The sequence below is a fragment of the Pigmentiphaga sp. GD03639 genome (assembly GCF_029845405.1).
GTDB lineage: Bacteria > Pseudomonadota > Gammaproteobacteria > Burkholderiales > Burkholderiaceae_B > Pigmentiphaga > Pigmentiphaga daeguensis.
On sequence record NZ_JAOCLR010000019.1, the window covers coordinates 40,071 to 59,537 of the forward strand.

General features: G+C 68.1%; 18 protein-coding genes. 5 read left to right on the forward strand and 13 right to left on the reverse strand.

Translation table 11 applies throughout. The features are described 5' to 3' along the window. Position 1 precedes the first annotated feature (1 nt). From N5K27_RS18975 to N5K27_RS18985, 3 genes are all read right to left on the reverse strand, one after another. Positions 2 to 1,345: a phospholipase A gene (locus N5K27_RS18975; protein WP_279818104.1), complete on the reverse strand. Its 1,344-nt coding sequence runs from the start codon at positions 1,343 to 1,345 to the stop codon at positions 2 to 4. An 82-nt stretch (positions 1,346 to 1,427) separates the two neighbouring features. Then, positions 1,428 to 3,122 carry a long-chain-fatty-acid--CoA ligase gene (locus N5K27_RS18980; RefSeq protein WP_279818105.1) on the reverse strand — a complete coding sequence of 565 codons (1,695 nt, stop codon included), beginning with the start codon at positions 3,120 to 3,122 and terminating at the stop codon, positions 1,428 to 1,430. A 39-nt stretch (positions 3,123 to 3,161) separates the two neighbouring features. Beyond that, positions 3,162 to 4,325, reverse strand: coding sequence for an aminopeptidase (locus N5K27_RS18985; protein WP_279818107.1), 1,164 nt, complete (start codon positions 4,323 to 4,325; stop codon positions 3,162 to 3,164). Positions 4,326 to 4,495: 170 nt separating this feature from the next. Here N5K27_RS18985 and N5K27_RS18990 point away from each other — a divergent pair, with 170 nt between their 5' ends. Next, the gene (locus N5K27_RS18990; protein WP_087837606.1) at positions 4,496 to 5,701 is read left to right on the forward strand and encodes a M20 aminoacylase family protein; all 1,206 of its coding nucleotides are present in this window, start codon (positions 4,496 to 4,498) and stop codon (positions 5,699 to 5,701) included. On the opposite strand, the gene N5K27_RS18995 is transcribed toward N5K27_RS18990, so the two are convergent. Next, positions 5,667 to 6,950 carry a glycerate kinase gene (locus tag N5K27_RS18995; RefSeq protein ID WP_132979044.1) on the reverse strand — a complete coding sequence of 428 codons (1,284 nt, stop codon included), beginning with the start codon at positions 6,948 to 6,950 and terminating at the stop codon, positions 5,667 to 5,669. The two genes, N5K27_RS18990 and N5K27_RS18995, sit on opposite strands and share 35 nt — an antisense overlap. 144 nt (positions 6,951 to 7,094) lie before the next feature. Then, positions 7,095 to 7,805, reverse strand: a complete 711-nt coding sequence (locus N5K27_RS19000) for a glutathione S-transferase N-terminal domain-containing protein (protein ID WP_132979045.1) — start codon at positions 7,803 to 7,805, stop codon at positions 7,095 to 7,097. A gap of 117 nt (positions 7,806 to 7,922) precedes the next feature. Between N5K27_RS19000 and N5K27_RS19005 the strand changes: the two genes are divergently transcribed. After that, positions 7,923 to 9,182: a citrate synthase family protein gene (locus N5K27_RS19005; RefSeq protein ID WP_279818151.1), complete on the forward strand. Its 1,260-nt coding sequence runs from the start codon at positions 7,923 to 7,925 to the stop codon at positions 9,180 to 9,182. A gap of 3 nt (positions 9,183 to 9,185) precedes the next feature. Here N5K27_RS19005 and N5K27_RS19010 read toward each other — a convergent pair whose 3' ends face one another. Beyond that, positions 9,186 to 10,085, reverse strand: coding sequence for an alpha/beta hydrolase (locus N5K27_RS19010; protein WP_132979046.1), 900 nt, complete (start codon positions 10,083 to 10,085; stop codon positions 9,186 to 9,188). A gap of 8 nt (positions 10,086 to 10,093) precedes the next feature. Further along, the gene (locus tag N5K27_RS19015; RefSeq protein ID WP_279818111.1) at positions 10,094 to 11,161 is read right to left on the reverse strand and encodes a tartrate dehydrogenase; all 1,068 of its coding nucleotides are present in this window, start codon (positions 11,159 to 11,161) and stop codon (positions 10,094 to 10,096) included. A gap of 141 nt (positions 11,162 to 11,302) precedes the next feature. On the opposite strand from N5K27_RS19015, the gene N5K27_RS19020 reads away from it, so the two are divergent. Further along, positions 11,303 to 12,223, forward strand: coding sequence for a LysR substrate-binding domain-containing protein (locus N5K27_RS19020; protein ID WP_279818113.1), 921 nt, complete (start codon positions 11,303 to 11,305; stop codon positions 12,221 to 12,223). A gap of 49 nt (positions 12,224 to 12,272) precedes the next feature. Here the strand turns inward: N5K27_RS19020 and N5K27_RS19025 are convergent, their stop codons facing one another. From N5K27_RS19025 to N5K27_RS19050, 6 genes are all read right to left on the reverse strand, one after another. Then, positions 12,273 to 13,007, reverse strand: a complete 735-nt coding sequence (locus N5K27_RS19025; protein WP_279818114.1) for an amino acid ABC transporter ATP-binding protein — start codon at positions 13,005 to 13,007, stop codon at positions 12,273 to 12,275. Between the two features lie 32 nt (positions 13,008 to 13,039). Beyond that, positions 13,040 to 13,732 carry an ABC transporter permease subunit gene (locus N5K27_RS19030; protein ID WP_087837599.1) on the reverse strand — a complete coding sequence of 231 codons (693 nt, stop codon included), beginning with the start codon at positions 13,730 to 13,732 and terminating at the stop codon, positions 13,040 to 13,042. Between the two features lie 12 nt (positions 13,733 to 13,744). Next, positions 13,745 to 14,497: an amino acid ABC transporter permease gene (locus N5K27_RS19035; RefSeq protein ID WP_087837598.1), complete on the reverse strand. Its 753-nt coding sequence runs from the start codon at positions 14,495 to 14,497 to the stop codon at positions 13,745 to 13,747. Between the two features lie 132 nt (positions 14,498 to 14,629). After that, on the reverse strand, positions 14,630 to 15,535 hold the full coding sequence (locus tag N5K27_RS19040; protein WP_087837597.1) for an amino acid ABC transporter substrate-binding protein: 906 nt from the start codon (positions 15,533 to 15,535) through the stop codon (positions 14,630 to 14,632). A 128-nt stretch (positions 15,536 to 15,663) separates the two neighbouring features. After that, positions 15,664 to 17,097 (reverse strand): aspartate ammonia-lyase, encoded by a 1,434-nt coding sequence (gene aspA / locus N5K27_RS19045; RefSeq protein ID WP_087837596.1) that lies wholly within the window; start codon positions 17,095 to 17,097, stop codon positions 15,664 to 15,666. A gap of 150 nt (positions 17,098 to 17,247) precedes the next feature. Then, the gene (locus tag N5K27_RS19050) at positions 17,248 to 18,159 is read right to left on the reverse strand and encodes a LysR family transcriptional regulator (RefSeq protein WP_087837595.1); all 912 of its coding nucleotides are present in this window, start codon (positions 18,157 to 18,159) and stop codon (positions 17,248 to 17,250) included. A 174-nt stretch (positions 18,160 to 18,333) separates the two neighbouring features. On the opposite strand from N5K27_RS19050, the gene N5K27_RS19055 reads away from it, so the two are divergent. Both N5K27_RS19055 and N5K27_RS19060 read left to right on the forward strand, forming a co-directional pair. After that, positions 18,334 to 18,705, forward strand: a complete 372-nt coding sequence (locus N5K27_RS19055) for an acyl-CoA thioesterase (protein WP_087837671.1) — start codon at positions 18,334 to 18,336, stop codon at positions 18,703 to 18,705. 138 nt (positions 18,706 to 18,843) lie between these two features. Continuing rightward, on the forward strand, positions 18,844 to 19,446 hold the full coding sequence (locus N5K27_RS19060) for a carbon monoxide dehydrogenase subunit G (RefSeq protein WP_087837594.1): 603 nt from the start codon (positions 18,844 to 18,846) through the stop codon (positions 19,444 to 19,446). The last annotated feature ends 21 nt before the right edge of the window (positions 19,447 to 19,467 follow it).

A 19,467-nucleotide genomic window follows, 5' to 3' on the forward strand; every position in this document is an offset into this window, starting at 1 on the left:
CTCAGCGCACGATCATCAGGCCGATGCGCACCTGCGACTTGGCGCGCACGTTGTAGTCCAGCAGGGTCTCGCCGTAGCCGTTGAAATACTGCACGTGCAGGAAGCCGTTCAGGCGGCCCAGGCCCAGCTTGCGCAGCGGGTAGGCCATGTCCAGTTGCAGCGATCCCTTCTCGTGGCCCTTGCGCACCAGCGCCGACACCATCAGGCCGTCATCCTTGGCCCAGCGCAGTTGGTAGTCGACGTGGCCCCGGTAGTCGGCGATGTCCGGATTGCCCTCGCGGGTCATGTAGTACTTGATCTTGGGGCCGAAGCTGAGCGTGCTGCCGTCGTCCAGGCGATAGCGCAGCGTGGGCCGGGCGTACAGGGAATTGATGGCGCGCGAGGTGTCGCCGTCGCGGCCATTGGACTCGTGCTCGAACCCCCCGTCGAAACCCAGCGACTTGCGGCGATCCTGCGATTCCCAGACCCGGTCGGACAGCCAGAAGACCGCGGGGCGGTAGCTGCTGTCGCGGAACGGCGCGGAGTTCTCGCCTATGTCCCACAGCGAGGTCTGGCTGTAGCCCAGGTACAGGTTGTTGAGAAAGCCCGTTTCCTCGCCGTCGTTGGGCTGGAACAGCCTGAACTTCAGGCTGACCTGGAAGCGCGCGTTCAGGTTCGGGCGGGCGCCGAAGCTGAAGTACACCGGCTCGTAGGGCGAGAGCGCGCTGCGGAAGCGGCTCAATACGTCGTGCTCGTCGTTGCCCGGGGCGGCAGCCTCGGCCGGCGCCGGCCCGGACAGCGCGGTGCTGCCCGGCCCCGACCCCGCCGAAATGCCGCTGACCGCGGCCAGCACGCCGTTGTCCGGCACCTGTGGCACGGCGTTGGGCGCGCGCGGGTCGACGATGGGGCCGATCGCCGGCGATCCCACGATGGCGCCCTTCTCGGCGGGCGTGGCATCCAGCGCCAGCAGCACCGGCTCGCCCTCGATCGCGATGGCCTGCAGGCCTCGGGCCTGCTCGGGCACCACGGCCGACCAGGTCGCGCGCGAGAACTGGCCCACGGGCACCTGGAGCACGGCGGAGCCGCCGTCCAGCCGCGCGGGCGCGCGCACGACGTGGCCGGCCGCGTCCCGCCACTGCAGCACCAGCTCGCGTGGCGCGTCCCAGGCCACCGTGGCGTTGCCTTCATTGAAGAACATGGCCTCGATACGCACGGTCTCGCCGGGCCCGGCCTGGAGGCGGTCCAGTTTGAAGGTCACGCCCGCGTCCGCCCGCAAGGGCGCCGCGGCCATCAGCGCGAAAAGGCCCGCGGGCGCGAGCGCGCGGCGCACGATGCCATGCGACGCACGAAGACGATGGTCAGCCATCCGACCTGGCATGTGAACTCCCGGACAATGCCCGCGATCGGGCAGACGCCGCCATTGTAGGGGCACGGCCGGGAGGTACCCGCTAGGCGGCCGCCTCGGTGCCGGTCCGCAGTTCGCGCCGCAGGATCTTGCCGACGTTGGACTTGGGCAGTTCCGACCGGAACTCGATGTAGCGCGGCCGCTTGTAGCCGGTCAGGCGGTCCCGGCAGAAGGCCTTCAGGTCCTGCTCGGTCAGCGCCGGATCGCGCTTGACCACGACCACCTTCACCGCCTCGCCGGAATGCTCGTCGGGCACGCCGATGGCGGCGCACTCCAGCACCCCCGGGTGCTGGGACACCACGGCCTCGACTTCGTTGGGATAGACGTTGAAGCCCGACACCAGGATCATGTCCTTCTTGCGGTCGACGATGCGGATGTAGCCGCGCTCGTCCATGATGCCGATGTCGCCGGTCTTGAAGAATCCGTCGGCCGTCATGACGCGGGCGGTCTCGTCCGGCATGTTCCAATAGCCCGGCATGACCTGCGGGCCGCGCAGCGCGATCTCGCCGCGCTCGCCTATCGGCAGCGCCGCGCCGTCGTCGTCCAGGATCGCCGCGTCGGTGGACGGCAGCGGGATGCCTATGGTGCCGGAATACTCCTTGATGTTGATGGGCGTGCAGCAGGCCACCGGCGAGGTCTCCGACAGCCCGTAGCCCTCGCACAGCGGGGACTTGGTCACCTCGCGCCAGCGGTCGGCCACCGCCTTCTGCACCGCCATGCCGCCGCCCACGCTCACGCGCAGCCCCGAGAAATCCAGCGAACGGAACTTCTCGTTGTTCAGCAGCGCGTTGAACAGCGTGTTGACGCCGGGAAAAAGCGTGAAGCGGTAACCGGACAAGGTCCTGACCAGGTCGGGAATGTCGCGCGGATTGGGCACCATGACGTTGAGGCCACCCGCCCGCATGCCGAGCAGGGCGCACACCGTCAGGCCGAAGATGTGATACAGCGGCAGGGCGCAGACGAAGATGTGCTGGGTGCGCTGTCCGCCTTGGCCGGAAGGCTGTTCGTCGGTCAGCAGCCAGGCATCGCATTGCAGGACGTTGGCGACCAGATTCCGGTGCAGCAGCACGGCCCCCTTGGCCACGCCCGTCGTGCCGCCGGTGTACTGCAGGAAGGCAATGTCGTCGGGCCCGACCTCGGGGCGCGCCAACTCCCGTGCCGCCCCCTGCGCCAGCGCGCGCCGGAAGCTCACGGCGCCCGGCAGGCTGAACGGCGGGACGAGCTTCTTGACGTAGCGCACCACGGCATTGACCACGGTGCCCTTCACGCCGCCCATCAGGTCGCCCATGGACGCCACCACGATGTGCCGGATGGCCGTGGCGGGCAGCACCTGCTGCAGCGTATGGGCGAAGTTCTCGAGGATGACGATGGCCTCGGCGCCGCTGTCCTTGAGCTGGTGCTCCAGTTCCGGGGCGGTGTAGAGGGGGTTGACGTTGACCACCGTGTAGCCGGCCCGCAGCACCGCCGCGATGGCCACGGGGTATTGCAGGACGTTGGGCATCATCAGCGCCACGCGCGCGCCGCGCGGCAGCCCGCGCGATTGCAGCCAGGCCCCGAGCTTGCGCGACATGGCGTCGATGTCGGCGTAGGCAAGCGTCCTGCCCATGCAGACGAAGGCCGGGCGCCCGGCGTACTGCTCGAACGATTCCTCCAGCAACTGGATCAGGGACCGGTAGCGTCCCGGGTCGATGTCGGCGGGAATGCCCGGCGGGTAGTACGCCAGCCACGGTCTTTGCATGCACGTCTCCTGGTCCAGTCTTTGCCGCGCGGTGTCGGCTTATTGCGCCGATGATAGCCCAGCCGCCTGCGCGCGTTCGGTTTCCGCGAGCAATCGCCGCCGGCGCTCGGCATACGGCAGGCGCGCCAACTCGCGCGCCTCGTCCAGGAACGGCGCGAGGCTGCCGTCGCGGCAACTTTCGCAGCGGCGCGCCATGGCCAGCAGCGCCGGCACCCACTGGTGGTATGCGCCCATGGCCGCGAACTGCGCGTTGTTCAAGGTCTGCGCGAACCAGGCATCATAGCCGGCGTAGCCATGCCACCGCTCGCGCTTCATCCGCTCGTAGCGGGACTTCAGGTCGGCGATGATCTCGGCCTTGCGGGCGCGCCGCCGCTCGATCTCGTCCGGCCCCAGGCCCGCCGGATCGGGCGTGGTGGGCGCCGGCCCCTGGCGGGCGCCGGTCTCGCCGTAGGCCTGCGCCAGTTGCCGCCGCGTCTCCAGCAGCAGCGCGACGAAATCGTGCCGGCGCGCATCGAACGCCTCGTACGCGGGCCGCAGCGACTGGTTCTGCGGCTCGCGCAGCCAGCGGTCGACGCCGATCTGCTCCACCGCCGTGGCCAGCGACTCGTTGAAGGTCGTGTCGTTCTTCGCGTAGACCGCCTGGTGGGTCAGTTCGTGGAAAACCAGGCGCGCGACCTCGGCCGGCGGCAGGCGGATGAAGGTGTTGACGAAGGGATCGGGATACCAGCCCAGCGTCGAATAGGCGGGCACGCCGCCCACGTGCACGTCCCAGCCCTGTGCCTTCAGCTCGGCGGCCGTCCGCCGGGCCTCGGCTTCGCTGTAGTAGCCCCGGTAGTCTATGCATCCCACCACCGGAAAACAGGACTGCTTGAGCCGCAGGGACAGTTCCGGCGTGGCGAACACGTTCCAGACCACGTAGGGGCGCTTGACGTCGGCGTATTCGGTGTAGCTGCGGTTGTCGGGCAGGCCCAGCACCTGGCTGGCATAGCGGCGCGCGTCTTGCGCATGACGCAATCGTTCACGCAAATCGGGGGAAGTGGCGGGATCGGCCAGGACCTCGTCGACCGGCCGCGCCGCCTGCAGCAGCGACGAATGTCCGCCTATCGACTGCGCGTAGTAGCGCAGGTCGGCGCACCCGGCCAGCGCCGCTGCCAGGACCAGGGCGCCCCAGGCCGCCCGGCCCCTCGTCGTTACACTCGCCATGGACAAGCTCATTGGAGATAATGGCTATGGTAACCGCCGGCCCCGGGGCACACGACCCCGCCGGCGACGCCGGACACGGCGCGGCACATCGGCCCTTCCCGCCTTCGCGACCGCCTGGACAAGGCGCGGCGCGCTCGCACCCGCGGCGGGGCAACGTTCAGGAGTTCCACATGAATCTGCTCGAACCCATCGTCGCTTTCCACAGCGACCTGAAGACGATCCGACGCGACCTCCACGCCCACCCCGAGCTGTGCTACGAGGAGCACCGCACGTCGGACACCATTGCCCGCCTGCTGGAGGGATGGGGCATCCCCGTCGTGCGCGGCCTGGGGGGCACCGGCCTGGTCGGCGTCCTGGAAGGCACGGACAGGAACGGACCGGCCATCGGCCTGCGGGCCGACATGGACGCCCTGCCTCTGCAGGAACTCAACACCTTCGAGCACGCCAGCGTGAACCCGGGCAAGATGCACGCCTGCGGCCACGACGGCCACTGCGCCATGCTGCTGGGCGCCGCCCGCCACCTGGCGGCGCACCGGGACTTCCCCGGCACCGTCTACCTGATCTTCCAGCCGGCCGAGGAAGGCGGCGGCGGCGGCAAGGCCATGATCGACGACGGGCTGTTCACGCGCTTTCCCATGGAAGCCGTGTTCGGCATGCACAATTGGCCCGGCATCCCGGTCGGCAGCTTCGCCGTGACGCCGGGCCCGATGATGGCCTCCAGCAACGATTTCCGCATCGTCGTCCGGGGCAAGGGCACCCACGCCGCGCTGCCCCACCTGGGCATCGATCCGGTCATGATCGCGGTGCAGCTCGCGCAGTCGCTGCAGACCATCCTGACCCGCAACAAGAAGCCCATCGACACCGCGGTGCTCAGCATCACCCAGATCCACGCGGGCACGACCACCAACATCGTGCCCGACGAGGCCGAGATGGTCGGCACGGTGCGCACCTTCACCATCGAGGTCCTGGACCTGATCGAGCAGCGCATGCACGAGATCGCCCGGGGCATGGAGCTGGCCCACGGCGCCCGCATCGAGGTCGACTTCCAGCGCAAGTACCCGCCGCTGATCAACCATCCCGACGAGACCCGTTTCGTGACCGACGTGCTGCGCTCGCTGGTCGGGCCCAACCAGGTGGATGCCGCGACCGAACCGACGATGGGCGCCGAGGACTTCGCCTTCATGCTGCAGGAAAAACCCGGCTGCTACGTCTTCATCGGCAACGGCGACGGCGCGCATCGCGAGGCGGGCCACGGGCTGGGGCCATGCACCCTGCACAACGGCAGCTACGACTTCAACGACGAACTGCTGCCGCTGGGGGCCAGCTTCTGGGTGAAGCTGGTCAGCGACTGGTTCGCTCGGCCTCGATCAGTATGACCCGGTAGTCGTTGACGTTGGTCAGCGTGGGCCCCGTCGTGATCAGGGTGTCGAGTTCCCGGAAATAGCCCCAGGCGTCGTTGGCGTCCAGCCACGGGCCGGGCGCGACGTCCCGGGCCGCAGCCCGCCGCAGGCGCTCGCTGTCCCACCAGGCGCCGGCGTTGTCCTCGCTGCCGTCGATGCCATCGGTGTCGCAGGCCAGGGCCGAGATCCTGGCTTCGCCGCACAGCTCGGCGGCCAGCGACAGCAGGAATTCGGTGCAGCGCCCGCCACGGCCGCTTCCACGCACCGTGACCGTGCATTCTCCTCCGGATACCAGCGCCACCGGCGCATCGAAGGGTTCGCCATGCCGCACGATCTGGCGCGCCAGCGCGGCATAGACCTTGGCCACCTCGCGGGCCTCGCCCGTGACGGTGTCGCCCAGCACCACCGCCTGGATACCCGCGCGGCGCAGCACGCGCGCGCCGGCCTGCAGGCTTTGCTGGGCGGTGGCGATGACGTGGTTCTCCACCCGCTGGAACACCGGATCGCCCGCCTTGGGCGTCTCGGGGTGGCGCCCCGCGGCCCCGCCCTCGAGCCAGTCGACCACCGGCCGCGGCGCCTGCACGCCGTGGCGGCGCAGGATGTCGAGCGCGTCGGCATAGGTGCTGGGATCGGCCACCGTGGGACCGGAGGCGATGGCGGACGGATCGTCGCCGGCGACGTCGGAGACGATCAGGCCCAGGACCCGGGCCCGCGTCGACGCGGCCAGGCGTCCGCCCTGCAACTGCGACAGGTGCTTGCGCACCACGTTCATCGATTCGATGGGGGCGCCGCTGCGCAGCAGCGACTGGGTGACCTCGCGCAGCGCGGCCATGGGCACCGCCGGCACCGGCAGCGACAACAGGCTGGAACCGCCGCCGGACACGAGCACGATCAGCAGGTCGTCCTCGCCCAGGTCGCAAGCCAGCCGCAGGATGTCGCCGGCGGCCCGTTCGCCGGCCGCGTCGGGCACGGGGTGGCCGGCCTCGACGCAGGCGATGCGGTCGAGCGGCATGCCGTGCCCGTAGCGGGTCACGACCAGGCCCTCCAGCGGGGCGTCGGCGGGCCAGGCGGCCTCGACGGCGCGGGCCATGCTGGCGGCGGCCTTGCCCGCGCCGACGACGACCGTGCGGCCCCTGGGTGGGGCCGGAAGGTGGCGGGCGGTGATGTGGAGGGGGTCGGCGGCGGCGACGGCCGCTTGAAACGATTCCAGGAGGAGTTGATGCATACGCGGGGAACGGCTGATGTCTCTTTTCGTGGTGATAGCCATTATGGCTGCCCGCCACCGCTTGGCTAGCTGGATGAAATCCCTATTCCACCCATCGCGCCGACATGCACCACGCCCCCGCGTGGCACCTGGTCGCAGCCGTCCTCAGGCGCCGGGCGCCGCCGGAATCTGCAAGCCCCGCTGCACGGCGGGACGCGCCACGAAGGCATCCAGCACCCGCTTCACGTTGGCGAAGTCGGCGAACCCGACCAGCTCGCCCGCGCCGTAGAAGCCCACCAGGTTGCGCACCCAGGGGAAGGTGGCGATGTCGGCGATGCCGTAGTCGTCGCCCAGGATCCAGGCCTTGCCTTCCAGGTGGCGGTCCAGCACGCCCAGCAGGCGGCGCGACTCGGCCACGTAGCGGTCGCGGGGGCGCTTGTCCTCGTAGTCCTTGCCGGCGAATTTATGGAAGAACCCCACCTGGCCGAACATGGGGCCGATGCCTCCCATCTGGAACATCACCCACTGCATGGCCTGGTAGCGGCCGGCGGGATCCCGCGGGATGAACTTGCCCGATTTCTCGGCCAGGTAGATCAGGATGGCGCCGGACTCGAACAGCGGCAGCGGCTTGCCGCCCGGGCCGTCGGGATCGAGGATGGCGGGAATCTTGTTGTTCGGGTTGAGCGACAGGAACTCCGGCGACATCTGGTCCTGGGTGTCGAACGCCACCCGGTGCGGCTCGTACGGCAGGCCGGTTTCCTCGAGCATGATCGAGACCTTCACGCCATTGGGCGTGGGCAGCGAATAGAGCTGGATGCGGTCCGGATGCTGCGCGGGCCATTTGCGGGTGATCGGGAAAGCGGAAAGATCCGTCATGGGGAATCCTTGCTCGATGGAAGTGTCGGTCCGCCCGACTATACCAGCCGTGCACGGCAGCCACGCAGGGGGGCGGGGCCGTAGAATATTGATGAAGATCGATCAACCTTGAAGACCATGCCGCACAAGGACTATCTCAGCGCCAAGGAAGCCGTGGCGCTGCTGGGCATACGCATGCAGACCCTCTATGCCTACGTCAGCAAGGGATGGATACGCAGCGTCAAGCAGCCGGACACGCGCCAGCGCCTGTACCTGCACGAGGACGTCCTGCGGGTCAAGGCGCGCTCCACCGCCCGCTCGGGGCACGGGGCGGTGGCCGCCTCGGCCATGAACTGGGGCGAGCCCATCATTCCCACCTCGATCACCGAGATCCGTTCCGACGGTCCGCACTACCGCGGCCATTCCGCGGTGCGGCTGGCCCGCGGCCACGCCAGCTACGAAGCCGTGTGCGAGCTGCTGTGGACCGGCGTCTGGCACGATGCGCCGCGCCGCTGGGATACGGGCATCACGCCCCGGCTCCAGGAAACCCTGCTGGGATCGCTGGCGCCGCCCAAGTCCAACAGCGGGCTGCTGGAGATCATGGCCATCGTCACCCTGCGCCTGGGCATGTCGCGAGGATCGGTGGAAGACCGCATGCGCGGCGGCCACATGCACGAAGCCGCGCGGCAGCTGATCAAGACCCTGGCCGGCTGCATGGGCCTGGTGTCGCGCCGGCGGCGCTTCCATGCCATACCCGACGAGGCGTCCATGGCCGAGGGCCTGCTGGCGGCCCTGGACCTGCCCGCCAGCCCGGCCAACCTGCAAGCCATGGAAGCCTTCCTGGTGCTGTTCGCCGACCACGAGCTCTCGCCCAGCACCTTCGCCGCGCGCGTGGCGGCCTCGGGCGGATCGACCCTGCACAGCTGCGTCGCATCGGCCATCTGCAGCTCGGCCGGCGTGCACCTGGGGCGGATGTACGACCGGATCGAAGACTTCCTGCGCAGCGCCGACGACGCCGCCGGCCTCATGCAGCGGGCGCGCGCGCAACACGAGCGCGGCGCCAGCGTGCCCGGCTTCGGCCACCCGCTCTATCCCAAGGGCGACGAACGCGCCGAGCTGCTGCTCGAACTGGCCCGCAACCGGCCGCGCAAGAAGGCGGCGCTCGAACAGGTCCATCGCTTCATCGACGACGTGCGCGGCGAGTTCGGCCTGCATCCCCGGCATGAGCTCGGCGGCATCGTCCTGGCCATGGCCATGGGCGTGCCGCGCCAATCGGTGGGCACGCTGTTCACGCTGGCGCGCATGGCGGGCTGGGTCGCCCACGTGCAGGAGCAGCGCCTGAGCGGCATGCTGCTGCGGCCCCGGGCCAAATTCGTGGGCGCCGCCGGCGACCCCTGAACCTCAGTCGGCCGCGGGCCAGAACGACTCGATCTCGGCCCACAGCGCGTCGGGCGCTTCCTCGGCGATGTAGTGGCCGCAGTCCAGCGCCCGGCCGTCGACCTGCGAGGCCTGCCTGCGCCACAGGTCCAGTACGTCGAAATAGCGCCCCACCACGCCCTTCCCGCCCCACAGCACCCGCAGCGGGCAATCCACGCGGTTGCCCTGGTCGCGGTCGGCGCGATCGTGTTCCAGGTCGATGGTGGCGGCCGCGCGATAGTCCTCGCAGATCGCGTGCGCCCAATGCGGATGGCGCGCGCAGCGTTCGTACTCGGCCATCGCGCGATCGGCGAAGGGAGCCAGGCCCGCGTGGCGGCCGCCCATCACGGAACGCAGATAGAACGCCGGATCGGCGCCGATCAGCTTTTCCGGAAAGGGCGCCGGCTGGATCAGCCAGAACCAGTGGTAGTAGGCCTGCGCGAAACCGCGCGTGGTGCCCTCGTACATGTCCAGCGTGGGCGCGATGTCCAGCAGCATCATGCGCTCGACCCGCTCGGCATGGTCCAGCGCCAGCCGGTGCGCGACGCGCGCCCCGCGGTCGTGGGCCAGCACGCCGAAGGTCTCGTAGCCGATGCAGCGCATCACCTCGACCGCGTCCACCGCCATCGTGCGCTTGGAGAAGGCCTCGTGCCCGGCCGGCTCGTCCGCCGGCATGCCGCTGTCGCCATAGCCGCGCAGGTCGATGGCGACGCAGGTATAGCGGTTGGTCAGCCGGGCCCACAGCTTGTGCCACATGGCATGGGACTGGGGATGTCCGTGCATCAGCAGCAGCGCCGGCCCGGTGCCGCCCACGCGCGTGGCGATGTCCACGCCATTGACGTGGAAGTGCTGCAGCCGGTCGTTGAAGAGCGAGATCTCGGACATGGCGGCCCCTAGCTTTTCGCGACGATTTCCGCCACCGCCTTGCCGACGTCGGCCGTGACCGCCTTGCCGCCCATGTCGGGCGTGCGCGGGCCGTCGGACAACACGGTCTCGATGGCAGACAGGATGGCGTCGTGCGCCCCCTTGTGGCCCAGGAACTCCAGCATCAATGCGCCCGACCAGATCTGCGCGATGGGATTGGCCACGCCCTTGCCGGCGATGTCGGGCGCCGAGCCGTGCACCGGCTCGAACAGCGACGGGAAGCGGCGGTCGGGATTCAGGTTGGCCGAGGGCGCGATGCCGATGGTGCCGGTGCAGGCGGGTCCCAGGTCGGACAGGATGTCGCCGAACAGGTTGGAAGCCACCACCACGTCGAACCAGTCGGGGTGCAGCACGAAATTGGCGGTCAGGATGTCGATGTGGAATTTGTCCACGCGCACGTCGCCATATTTGCCCGCCATCGCCTCCACGCGCTCGTCCCAGTACGGCATGCTGATGGCGATGCCGTTGGATTTCGTGGCCGAGGTCAGGTGCTTGCGGGGACGCGACGCCGCCAGGTCGAAGGCGAACTTCAGCACCCGGTCGACCCCGGTGCGCGTCATGACCGTCTCCTGCAGCACGACCTCGCGATCGGTACCCTCGAACATGCGGCCGCCCACGCTGGAATACTCGCCCTCGGTGTTTTCGCGCACCACGTAGAAATCGATGTCGCCCGGCTTGCGGTTGGCCAGCGGCGACGGCACGCCGGGCATCAGCCGCACGGGGCGCAGGTTCACGTACTGGTCGAACTCGCGGCGGAACTTCAACAGCGAACCCCACAGCGAGACGTGGTCCGGCACCGTGGCCGGCCAGCCTACCGCGCCGAAGAAGATCGCGTCATGGCCGCCGATCTGCTCCTTCCAGTCGTCGGGCAGCATCGCGCCATGCCGCGCGTAGTACTGGCACGAGGCGAAATCGAAGCGGTCGAACGACAGGCCGATGCCGAAGCGCGACGCCGCCGCCTCCAGGACACGCAAGCCTTCTGGAACGACCTCGGTGCCGATGCCGTCGCCGGGGATCACTGCAATGCGGTGGGCCATGGATGAAACGTCCTTGTCGTGATGGCGCCGGCACGCAAGCCTGTCGCGAAAACCGGTGCGGGATGGAATGGATCAAGTGTATCTCGCGCTTGCCCTTCATAATTGAACGAGATAAAAACCATTGTTGAATGGAAGTTAACAATGGACACCATCTCCGACCTCGCTTTCTTTTCGCTCCTGATCCGCCAGGGCAGCCTGTCCTCCGCCGCCCGCGAACTGGGCCTGTCCACCCCGGCCGTCAGCAAGCGCCTGCAGCGGCTGGAGCGGCGCCTGGGCGTGCGCCTGCTCAACCGCACCACCCGCCGCATCGCGCTGACCCACGAGGGCGAGCTCTACCTGCGCGAAGCCAACCGCATCCTGGCCGACGTCGAGGAACTGGAACATACCGTCGGCCGCAGCCGCGACGAACCCCGGGGCCTGCTGCGCATCAACGCCACCCTGGGCTTCGGCCGCCACCACATCGCCCCCGCCCTGTCCGATTTCCTCAAGCGCTTCCCCGCCGTCCAGGCCCAGCTGCACCTGACCGACCGCCCCGCCAGCCTGCTGGACGAATCCTTCGACGTCTGCATCCGCATCGGCGACCTCCCCGACGCCCGCCTGACCGCCCGCAAGATCGCCTCCAACCGCCGCCTGCTGTGCGCCTCGCCCATCTACCTGAAGCGCCACGCGCCCCCCGCCTCCCCGCGCGACCTGGCCCGCCACCCCTGCATCGTCATCCGTGAAAGCGATACCGCCCACGGCACCTGGCACCTGCGCTCCGGTACCCGCGCCGAAACCGTCAAGGTGCGCGGCCCCCTCAGCGCCAACGACGGCGAAAGCGCCCTGTACTGGGCCCTGGAGGGCCACGGCATCATCATGCGTTCGGAATGGGAAGTCGGCGCCTACCTGCGCTCGGGCAGGCTGGTCGCCGTCCTGGAAGAATGGCACACCCCCTCGGCCGACATCTTCGCGCTCTACCCCGAACGCCAGAATCTGTCCGCCAAGACCACCGCCTTCGTGGATTTCCTGGCGGAACGGTTCGCGCATCGGCGACGGGACAGGGAAGAAGGGTTGTCGTGGTAACGGGGATACCTCGCCCCCTGCCGCCGTACAGACCGCCCCCCTTTCTAAATCAATGCGGCAGGATCTTCGACAGGAAATGGCGGGCACGCTCGGACCGCTGCGCCGACGGATCGAAGAACGTTTCCTTGTCGGTGTCCTCCACGATCCTTCCCCCGTCCATGAACACCACCCGATGCGCCACCTTCCTGGCGAACCCCATCTCGTGGGTCACCACCATCATCGTCATTCCCTCTTTCGCCAGATCCACCATCACATCCAGCACCTCGTTGACCATCTCGGGATCCAGCGCCGACGTCGGCTCATCGAACAGCATCGCGACCGGGTCCATCGACAACGCCCGCGCGATCGCCACCCGCTGCTGCTGCCCCCCCGACAACTGCCCCGGGAACTTCTCCCGATGCGCCTTCAGCCCCACCCGGTCCAGCAACTTCTGCGCCCGCTCCTCGGCCTCGTCCTTCCCGCGCCCCAGCACCTTCACCTGCGCCAGCGTCAGGTTGTCCATCACCGACAGATGAGGAAACAGCTCGAAATGCTGGAACACCATCCCCACCTTCGACCGCAGCTTCGGCAGATCCGTCTTCGCGTCTCCCACCGAAATGCCGTCCACCACGATCTCGCCTTCCTGGAAGGGCTCCAGCGCATTGACCGTCTTGATCAGCGTCGACTTGCCCGACCCCGACGGCCCGCACACCACCACCACCTCGCCCTTGGCCACCGACGTCGTGCAATCGGCCAACACCTGGAAAGACCCGTACCACTTGCTGACATGCTTGATCTCGATCATTCGAGACTCTCCTGAAAGTATCCCGGGCCCCGTCAGCGGACGATCGCCACCCGCTGCTGCAAGCGCCGCACCAGCCTGGACGCCGCAAAGCAGATGATGAAATACACCACCGCCGCGAACACGTACATCTCGACCAGCCGCCCGTCGCGCTGCGCCACCTTCGACGCCGCCCCCAGGAAATCCGTGATCGACAGCACATACACCAGCGACGTGTCCTGGAACAGCACGATGGTCTGCGTCAGCAGCACCGGAATCATGTTGCGGAAGGCCTGCGGCAGGACCACGCTGCCCATGGTCTGCCAGTAGTTCAGGCCCAGCGCGTAGGCGGCGTAGGTCTGCCCGCGCGAAATCGACTGGATGCCGGCCCGCATGATCTCGCAGAAGAAGGCCGCCTCGAACATCGTGAAGGTGATGACCGAGGACCAGTAGGCGCCGACCTTGATCGGCGTGGACGACCCGATGATCCACGCGCCGATGTAGGGCACCAGGAAATAGAACCAGAAGATCACCAGCAAGAGCGGCAGCGAGCGCATCAGGTTGACGTAGGCGCCCGCCACGGCCGACAGCCAGCGGAAGCGCGACAGCCGCATCATCGCCAGCAACGTGCCGAAGACGATGCCGCCCGCCGTCGCCATCGCGGTCAGCGTCAGCGTGAAGGTCATGCCCTCCTTGAACAGGTAGGGCAGCGTGCGCCAGATGACGTCGAAATCGAAATTGCCGAACATGTCCGCCCCCGTTCAGTGCGAGCCGCCGCGCGCGGGCCCGATGAAGCCGGGCACCGCCACGCGCCGCTCCACCCAGCGCATGAAGGTGACGACGACCAGGCTGACGATCAGGTACAGCACCGTGGCCGCGGCGAAGGCCTCGAACACCTGGAAGCTGAATTCCTGCATCGACCGGGCGCGGCCCGTGAGTTCCAGCAGGCCGATGGTCATGGCAACCGACGAGTTCTTGATGATGTTCATGAACTCGGACGTCAGCGGCGGCAGGATCACCCGGTAGGCGATGGGCAGCAACACATAGCGATAGACCTGCGTGCCGCGCAGCCCCAGCGCGGTGGCCGCCATGCGCTGCCCGCGCGGCAGCGACTCGATGCCGGCCCGTACCTGTTCCGCTACCCGCGCCGAGGTGAAGAACCCCAGGCACAGCACCGCCGGCCAGTACGCGCCCCACGGCGGCGCGATCTGCTTGATCGCGTTGCCCAGCGCCTCGGGCAGCAGCTCGGGCAGCACGAAATACCACAGGAAAAGCTGCACCAGCAGCGGGATGTTGCGGAACAGCTCCACGTAGGCCCCGGCCAGGCGTACCGCCCACTTGACCTGCGTGGTGCGCACCACGCCGACGATGGAGCCCAGCACGAAGGCGATCACCCATGCCGCCAGGGCCGTGGCCAGCGTCCACTGCAGGCCCGACAGCAACGTGTCCATGTAGGTGCCCTGGCCGTCTGGCGACAGCTCCCAGAAGATCTTCCAGTTCCAGTTGTAGTTCATCGCGGCTCCGACGTGCTTACCCGGTCCGGCACGGGGCCGGCCCCATGGAAACAGGGGACCGCTCGGGTCCCCTGGAATCCTGCTCGATCATGCGCAGCGCATGGCCGGCTGCCTGGCCTTCCGGCCCGGCAATCAGCGATAGGCTGCTGGGTCTCCCGAATCGGTGGGATTGGCGATCACCTTCTTGAGCGAATCGCTCATGGGCACCTTCAGGTTGACGTTGCGCGGCGGAATGGGCGAGTTGAACCACTTCTGATAGAGCTTCTCGACCTCGCCCGACTTCATCATCGCCACGACGGCGTCGTCCACCACCTTCTTGAACGCCGGGTCGTCCTTGGGCTCGATCATGCCGTAGGGCTCGACGGTATAGGCCTTGCTGCTGACCATCCACTGGTCCGGGCTCTTGGAGTTGGCCACCAGCCCGTACAGCAGGATGTCGTCCATGAAGAAGGCTGCGGCGCGCCCGCTGTCGACCATCAGGAAGGCATCGGCATGGTCCTTGGCGGGGATGATCTGCATGCCCAGGTTTTCCTTGCCGTTGGTCTCGGTCAGCCACTTCAGGTTGCTGGTGCCGGCCGTGGAGACGACGGTCTTGCCCTTGAAGTCTGAAAGGTCGTTCAGTTTCGAGCTTTTCTTGGCGACGAAACGCGTGGCCGTCACGAACGTGGTCGGCGCGAACGACACCTGCTGCTGGCGCTCGGCATTGTTGGTGGTCGACCCGCATTCGAGGTCCACCGTGCCGTTGGCGATGAGGGGAATACGGGTGGCCGAGGTGACCGGCGCAAGCGCGACGTTCAGCTTGGGCAGCTTCAGGTGGCTCTTGATCGCGTCGGCGATCTTGTAGCAGATGTCCATCGAGTAACCGATGGATTTCTGGTTGTCGTCCAGGTAGGAGAAAGGAATGGAGGAATCGCGATAGCCAAGCGTCAGCGTCCCCGTGTCCTTGATCTTCTTGAGCCGGCCGGTCAGGTCTTGCGCCGAGACAGACGACACGGCGACCAGGGTCAGCGCGGCGGAGAGCAGCACGAGTTTCTTCATGGAATCTCCCTTCCGTAACTAGTAACGATGTCGGCCGAGTGTAGCAACAAGCCGACAGTACGGACATGGATTTTTACCCGAGCCGAAGCCCGGGAACGTGCCGTCACCCTCCCGGACCACCCCTCATCTCAAACCGCCACTTTCTTGAACCGGTAGGGCCGCGTCAACACCTCCGGCTTGAGGACCTGCTCCAGGGTCTCCGCATCCAGCAGCCCCGCTTCCAGCACCAGATCCGCCACCGGCCGGCCCGTCCGCATCGCATCCCGCGCGATCCGCGTCGCCGCCTCGTACCCGAGCACCGGATTCAGGGCCGTCGCCAGCCCCGCCGACCGCTTCACGGCCTGCGCCAGCCGCTCGCGATTCGCCGTGATCCCCTTGACGCAGTTGTGCGTCAACGTGGTGCATGCCGCTTCCAGGTGCGAAATGCTCTTGACCAGGCTCCACGCGATGATGGGCTCGAAGGCATTGAGCTGCAGCTGGCCGCTTTCGGACGCCATCGTGATCGTCATGTCGTTACCGATGACCTCGAAGGCCACCTGGTTGACCACTTCCGGAATGATGGGGTTCACCTTCCCCGGCATGATGGAGCTGCCCGCCGCGCGCTCCGGGAGGTTGATCTCGTTCAGCCCCGACTGCGGTCCCGACGACAGCAGCCGCAGGTCGTTGCAGGTCTTGGACAGCTTGCAGGCCACGCGCTTCAGGACGCCGGACAACTGCACAAACGCGCCCGTGTCCTGCGTCGCCTCGATCATGTTCGCCGCGCGCACCAGCGGCAGCCCCGTGATCTCGGCCAGGTACCGCACCGCCAGCGGGCTGTAGTCGGGATCGGTATTGATGCCGGTACCGATGGCGGTCGCGCCCAGGTTCACTTCCACCATCAGTGTCCGGGCCTCGCCCAGCCGCGCCTCGTCCTCGCCCAGCATGACGGCATAGGTCAGGAACTCCTGGCCCAGCGTCATCGGCACCGCGTCCTGCAACTGCGTGCGCCCCATCTTCAGCACGTCGTCGAACTCCAGCGCCTTGGCCTCGAAGGCGCCGCGCAGTTCGGCCATGGCCACCAGCAGGCGCTGCAAGGAAAAGCACATCGCGATGCGCAGCGCGGTCGGATAGACGTCGTTGGTGCTTTGCGAGGCGTTCACGTCCTGGATGGGGTGCAGGACGTCGTACTGGCCCTTCCTGGCCCCCAGCAGCTCCAGCGCACGATTGGCGATGACCTCGTTGGCGTTCATGTTGGTCGAGGTGCCGGCCCCGCCCTGGATCACGTCGACGATGAACTGGTCGTGCAGCGCGCCTTCGATGATCTCCTGGCAGGCCTGGACGATCGCCCCGGCCCGTTCCGCGGGCAGCACGCCCAGGTCCTGGTTGGCGCGGGCCGCCGCCAGCTTGACGCAGGCCAGGGCCCGCACCAGGTCGGCCTGGCCGCCTATGGTCGAGCCGGAAATCGGAAAGTTCTCGCGGGCGCGCAGGGAATGGATGCCCCAGTAGGCGTCGGCGGGAATCTCGCGCTCGCCAAGCAGGTCGTGTTCGATGCGGAAGAGGCCGGAAGCGGCATTGCTGCTCATGTTCGATGTCCATCGGAAAGGCCGCCGCACCATGCGGCGCCCGATGGAAAACACTATAGGCAGGCGCCCCGCGATAGCGCCAATGCCGTGTTCGCATTGGCCAATGTTTTTTTTGCATTGCCAGGAAAATGCCCGGCGGCCAGGGACGCGTCAGCGCGCGGCGGACAGATAGTCCCAAAGGGCGTCGACCAGCGGCTTGGCGGGGACGCCGGCCGGCGCGCGTTCGCGGTAGAGCCGGATCTCCATGGTCTCGGTATAGGCCTCGCCCGCGCAGGCCAGGCGGCGCGCGGCCACCTCGCGGCTGACCGCGCTCTCGGGCAGGAAGGCCACCCCGTGCCCCTCGAGCGCCATGGCCTTCAGCCCCTCGGCCATGTCGGTTTCGTAGCGCTCGTCCAGCGGCGGCCGGGGCTGGGCGCCCGCCAGGATCAGGTCGACGATGCGGCCCAGGTAGGCGTTGGGCGCGTAGGCCAGGTAGGGCACCGGGCCGCCCCCGCCCAGAACGTACTCGGGCGTGCCGTCGGGCTTGCTGCGCGCATAGGGGTAGACCGCCTCGCTGCCCAGCACCAGCATGTCGTAGTGGCGCGGATCGAGCTGGACCGGCTGGCGGGGATGGTAATAGACCATGACCAGGTCGCTGCCGCCCTGCACCAGGCTGATCGCGGCGTCATGGACGTTCAGCGCCATCAGCCTGGCCGTGAAATCCGGCAGGCCGGCCTCGGCCCGGATACGGCTCAGCCAGCGCGGGAAGAAGGTCAGCGACAGGGTATGGGGTACGGCGAAGTCGATCACCGCCTGCGAGGCGGGACGCATGCCCCGCAGCATCGCGCGGGTCTCGTCCAGCTTGGCCAGCATGGCGATGGCTTCGGCGCGGAAGGTCTCGCCGGCGGGCGTCAGGCGGGTGGGGTAGACGGCGCGGTCGACCAGATCGGTGCCGACCCAGGCCTCCAGGGCCTGGATACGGCGCGAGAAGGCGGGCTGCGTGATGTGTCGCAGCTCGGCCGCCCGCGAAAACGAACGGGTCTCGGCCAGCGCGATGAAATCTTCGAGCCACTTGGCTTCCATGCTTGCAACCGTGGAGGAACCGGCGGAAATTGTACCGTGGGGCCGGTGCCGCGCCCGGCCGGGCATACACTTGCCGCATGGCCCCGCGCCGCACCGACCATCTTCGTGGAGTCCAGCGTGACCGATTCGCTCCCCTACCCGCCCCCTGCCCCCAATTCGCTGCCCGCCGGCCAGATGCCGGTGCTGCGCGTCATCCCCATGCCCGCCGACTCCAACCCGTCGGGCGACGTGTTCGGGGGCTGGATCATGGCCCAGGTCGACCTTGCCGGGTCGGTGCCCGCCCAGGGCCGCGCCAACGGCCGCGTCGCCACCGTGGCCGTGACCTCGTTCGTGTTCAAGGAACCGGTGTTCGTGGGCGACCTGCTCAGCTTCTACGCCCACATCGTCAAGACCGGCCGCACCTCGATCACGGTCGCGGTCGAGGTCTACGCCGAACGCATCCGCCTCAACTCGGAAGTCGTCAAGGTCACCGAGGCCACCCTGGTCTACGTGGCGACCGACCACCAGCGGCGCCCGCGCCCCCTGCCGGACCTGCGCGCGGACTGAACCCGTCTGGACACCCATGGCGATTAGTGGCACATTGACCACAAGGACGTCACCGCCCCAGCCCAGCCGGCACAGACCGGCCGGCCAGCCAACACGGCAGGCACGCAGGCCCTGCCCCCAAGGCGAAGGAGACTCACCATGGACATATCCGGTTCGCGCCTGATTCCAGCGTCCCAGGAACGCACCTGGAACAAGCTCGTCGCTCCCGAGACCCTCAAGGTCTGTATCAGCGGATGCGAAAAGGTCGAGCGCCTCTCCGAAAACGAATACCGGGTCAACCTGCGGGCCGAGGTCGGCCCGCTGTCGGCCCGCTTCCACGGCCGGCTGCAGCTGACCGACATCCGGCCCCAGGACTCCTACCACCTCACTTTCGAGGGGGAAGGCGGCGTGGCCGGATCGGCCAAGGGTTACGCCGACATCCGGCTGACGCCGGAAGGCGACGGCACGCGGGTCTCGTACACCGCCCACGCCGACCTGGAAGGCAAGCTCGCCCAGTTGCGCACGGACCAGGCCGAGAAGATCGCGCGCAAGATGATGGACAACTTCTTCGCGCTGTTCTCGGTCTGCGCGTGCCGGGCGCTGGAACGTCCCGCGCCCCGTCCGCCGCGCGTGGCCAGGCCGATGGCCGCCGGCGGCGCGCATGCCCTGCACCTGCCCTCGCAATGGGTCAACCGGCTGTCGTGGCTGGCCGCGCTGGCCGTCATCGCGGGCCTGGTGGTCTACCACACCTTCCTGCACTGAGCGCGGCAACGGCGCGCCGCG

Coding starts and splice junctions, on each gene's coding strand:
- N5K27_RS18990 (WP_087837606.1), top strand. CDS start 4,496: ATGAATCTGCTCGAACCCATCGTCGCTTTCCACAGCGACCTGAAGACG.
- N5K27_RS19025 (WP_279818114.1), bottom strand. CDS start 13,007: ATGATCGAGATCAAGCATGTCAGCAAGTGGTACGGGTCTTTCCAGGTG.
- N5K27_RS19030 (WP_087837599.1), bottom strand. CDS start 13,732: ATGTTCGGCAATTTCGATTTCGACGTCATCTGGCGCACGCTGCCCTAC.
- N5K27_RS19055 (WP_087837671.1), top strand. CDS start 18,334: ATGCCGGTGCTGCGCGTCATCCCCATGCCCGCCGACTCCAACCCGTCG.
- N5K27_RS19035 (WP_087837598.1), bottom strand. CDS start 14,497: ATGAACTACAACTGGAACTGGAAGATCTTCTGGGAGCTGTCGCCAGAC.
- N5K27_RS19060 (WP_087837594.1), top strand. CDS start 18,844: ATGGACATATCCGGTTCGCGCCTGATTCCAGCGTCCCAGGAACGCACC.
- N5K27_RS18985 (WP_279818107.1), bottom strand. CDS start 4,325: ATGGCGAGTGTAACGACGAGGGGCCGGGCGGCCTGGGGCGCCCTGGTC.
- N5K27_RS18995 (WP_132979044.1), bottom strand. CDS start 6,950: ATGCATCAACTCCTCCTGGAATCGTTTCAAGCGGCCGTCGCCGCCGCC.
- N5K27_RS19050 (WP_087837595.1), bottom strand. CDS start 18,159: ATGGAAGCCAAGTGGCTCGAAGATTTCATCGCGCTGGCCGAGACCCGT.
- aspA (WP_087837596.1), bottom strand. CDS start 17,097: ATGAGCAGCAATGCCGCTTCCGGCCTCTTCCGCATCGAACACGACCTG.
- N5K27_RS18975 (WP_279818104.1), bottom strand. CDS start 1,345: ATGGCTGACCATCGTCTTCGTGCGTCGCATGGCATCGTGCGCCGCGCG.
- N5K27_RS19005 (WP_279818151.1), top strand. CDS start 7,923: ATGCCGCACAAGGACTATCTCAGCGCCAAGGAAGCCGTGGCGCTGCTG.
- N5K27_RS19040 (WP_087837597.1), bottom strand. CDS start 15,535: ATGAAGAAACTCGTGCTGCTCTCCGCCGCGCTGACCCTGGTCGCCGTG.
- N5K27_RS18980 (WP_279818105.1), bottom strand. CDS start 3,122: ATGCAAAGACCGTGGCTGGCGTACTACCCGCCGGGCATTCCCGCCGAC.
- N5K27_RS19020 (WP_279818113.1), top strand. CDS start 11,303: ATGGACACCATCTCCGACCTCGCTTTCTTTTCGCTCCTGATCCGCCAG.
- N5K27_RS19015 (WP_279818111.1), bottom strand. CDS start 11,161: ATGGCCCACCGCATTGCAGTGATCCCCGGCGACGGCATCGGCACCGAG.
- N5K27_RS19000 (WP_132979045.1), bottom strand. CDS start 7,805: ATGACGGATCTTTCCGCTTTCCCGATCACCCGCAAATGGCCCGCGCAG.
- N5K27_RS19010 (WP_132979046.1), bottom strand. CDS start 10,085: ATGTCCGAGATCTCGCTCTTCAACGACCGGCTGCAGCACTTCCACGTC.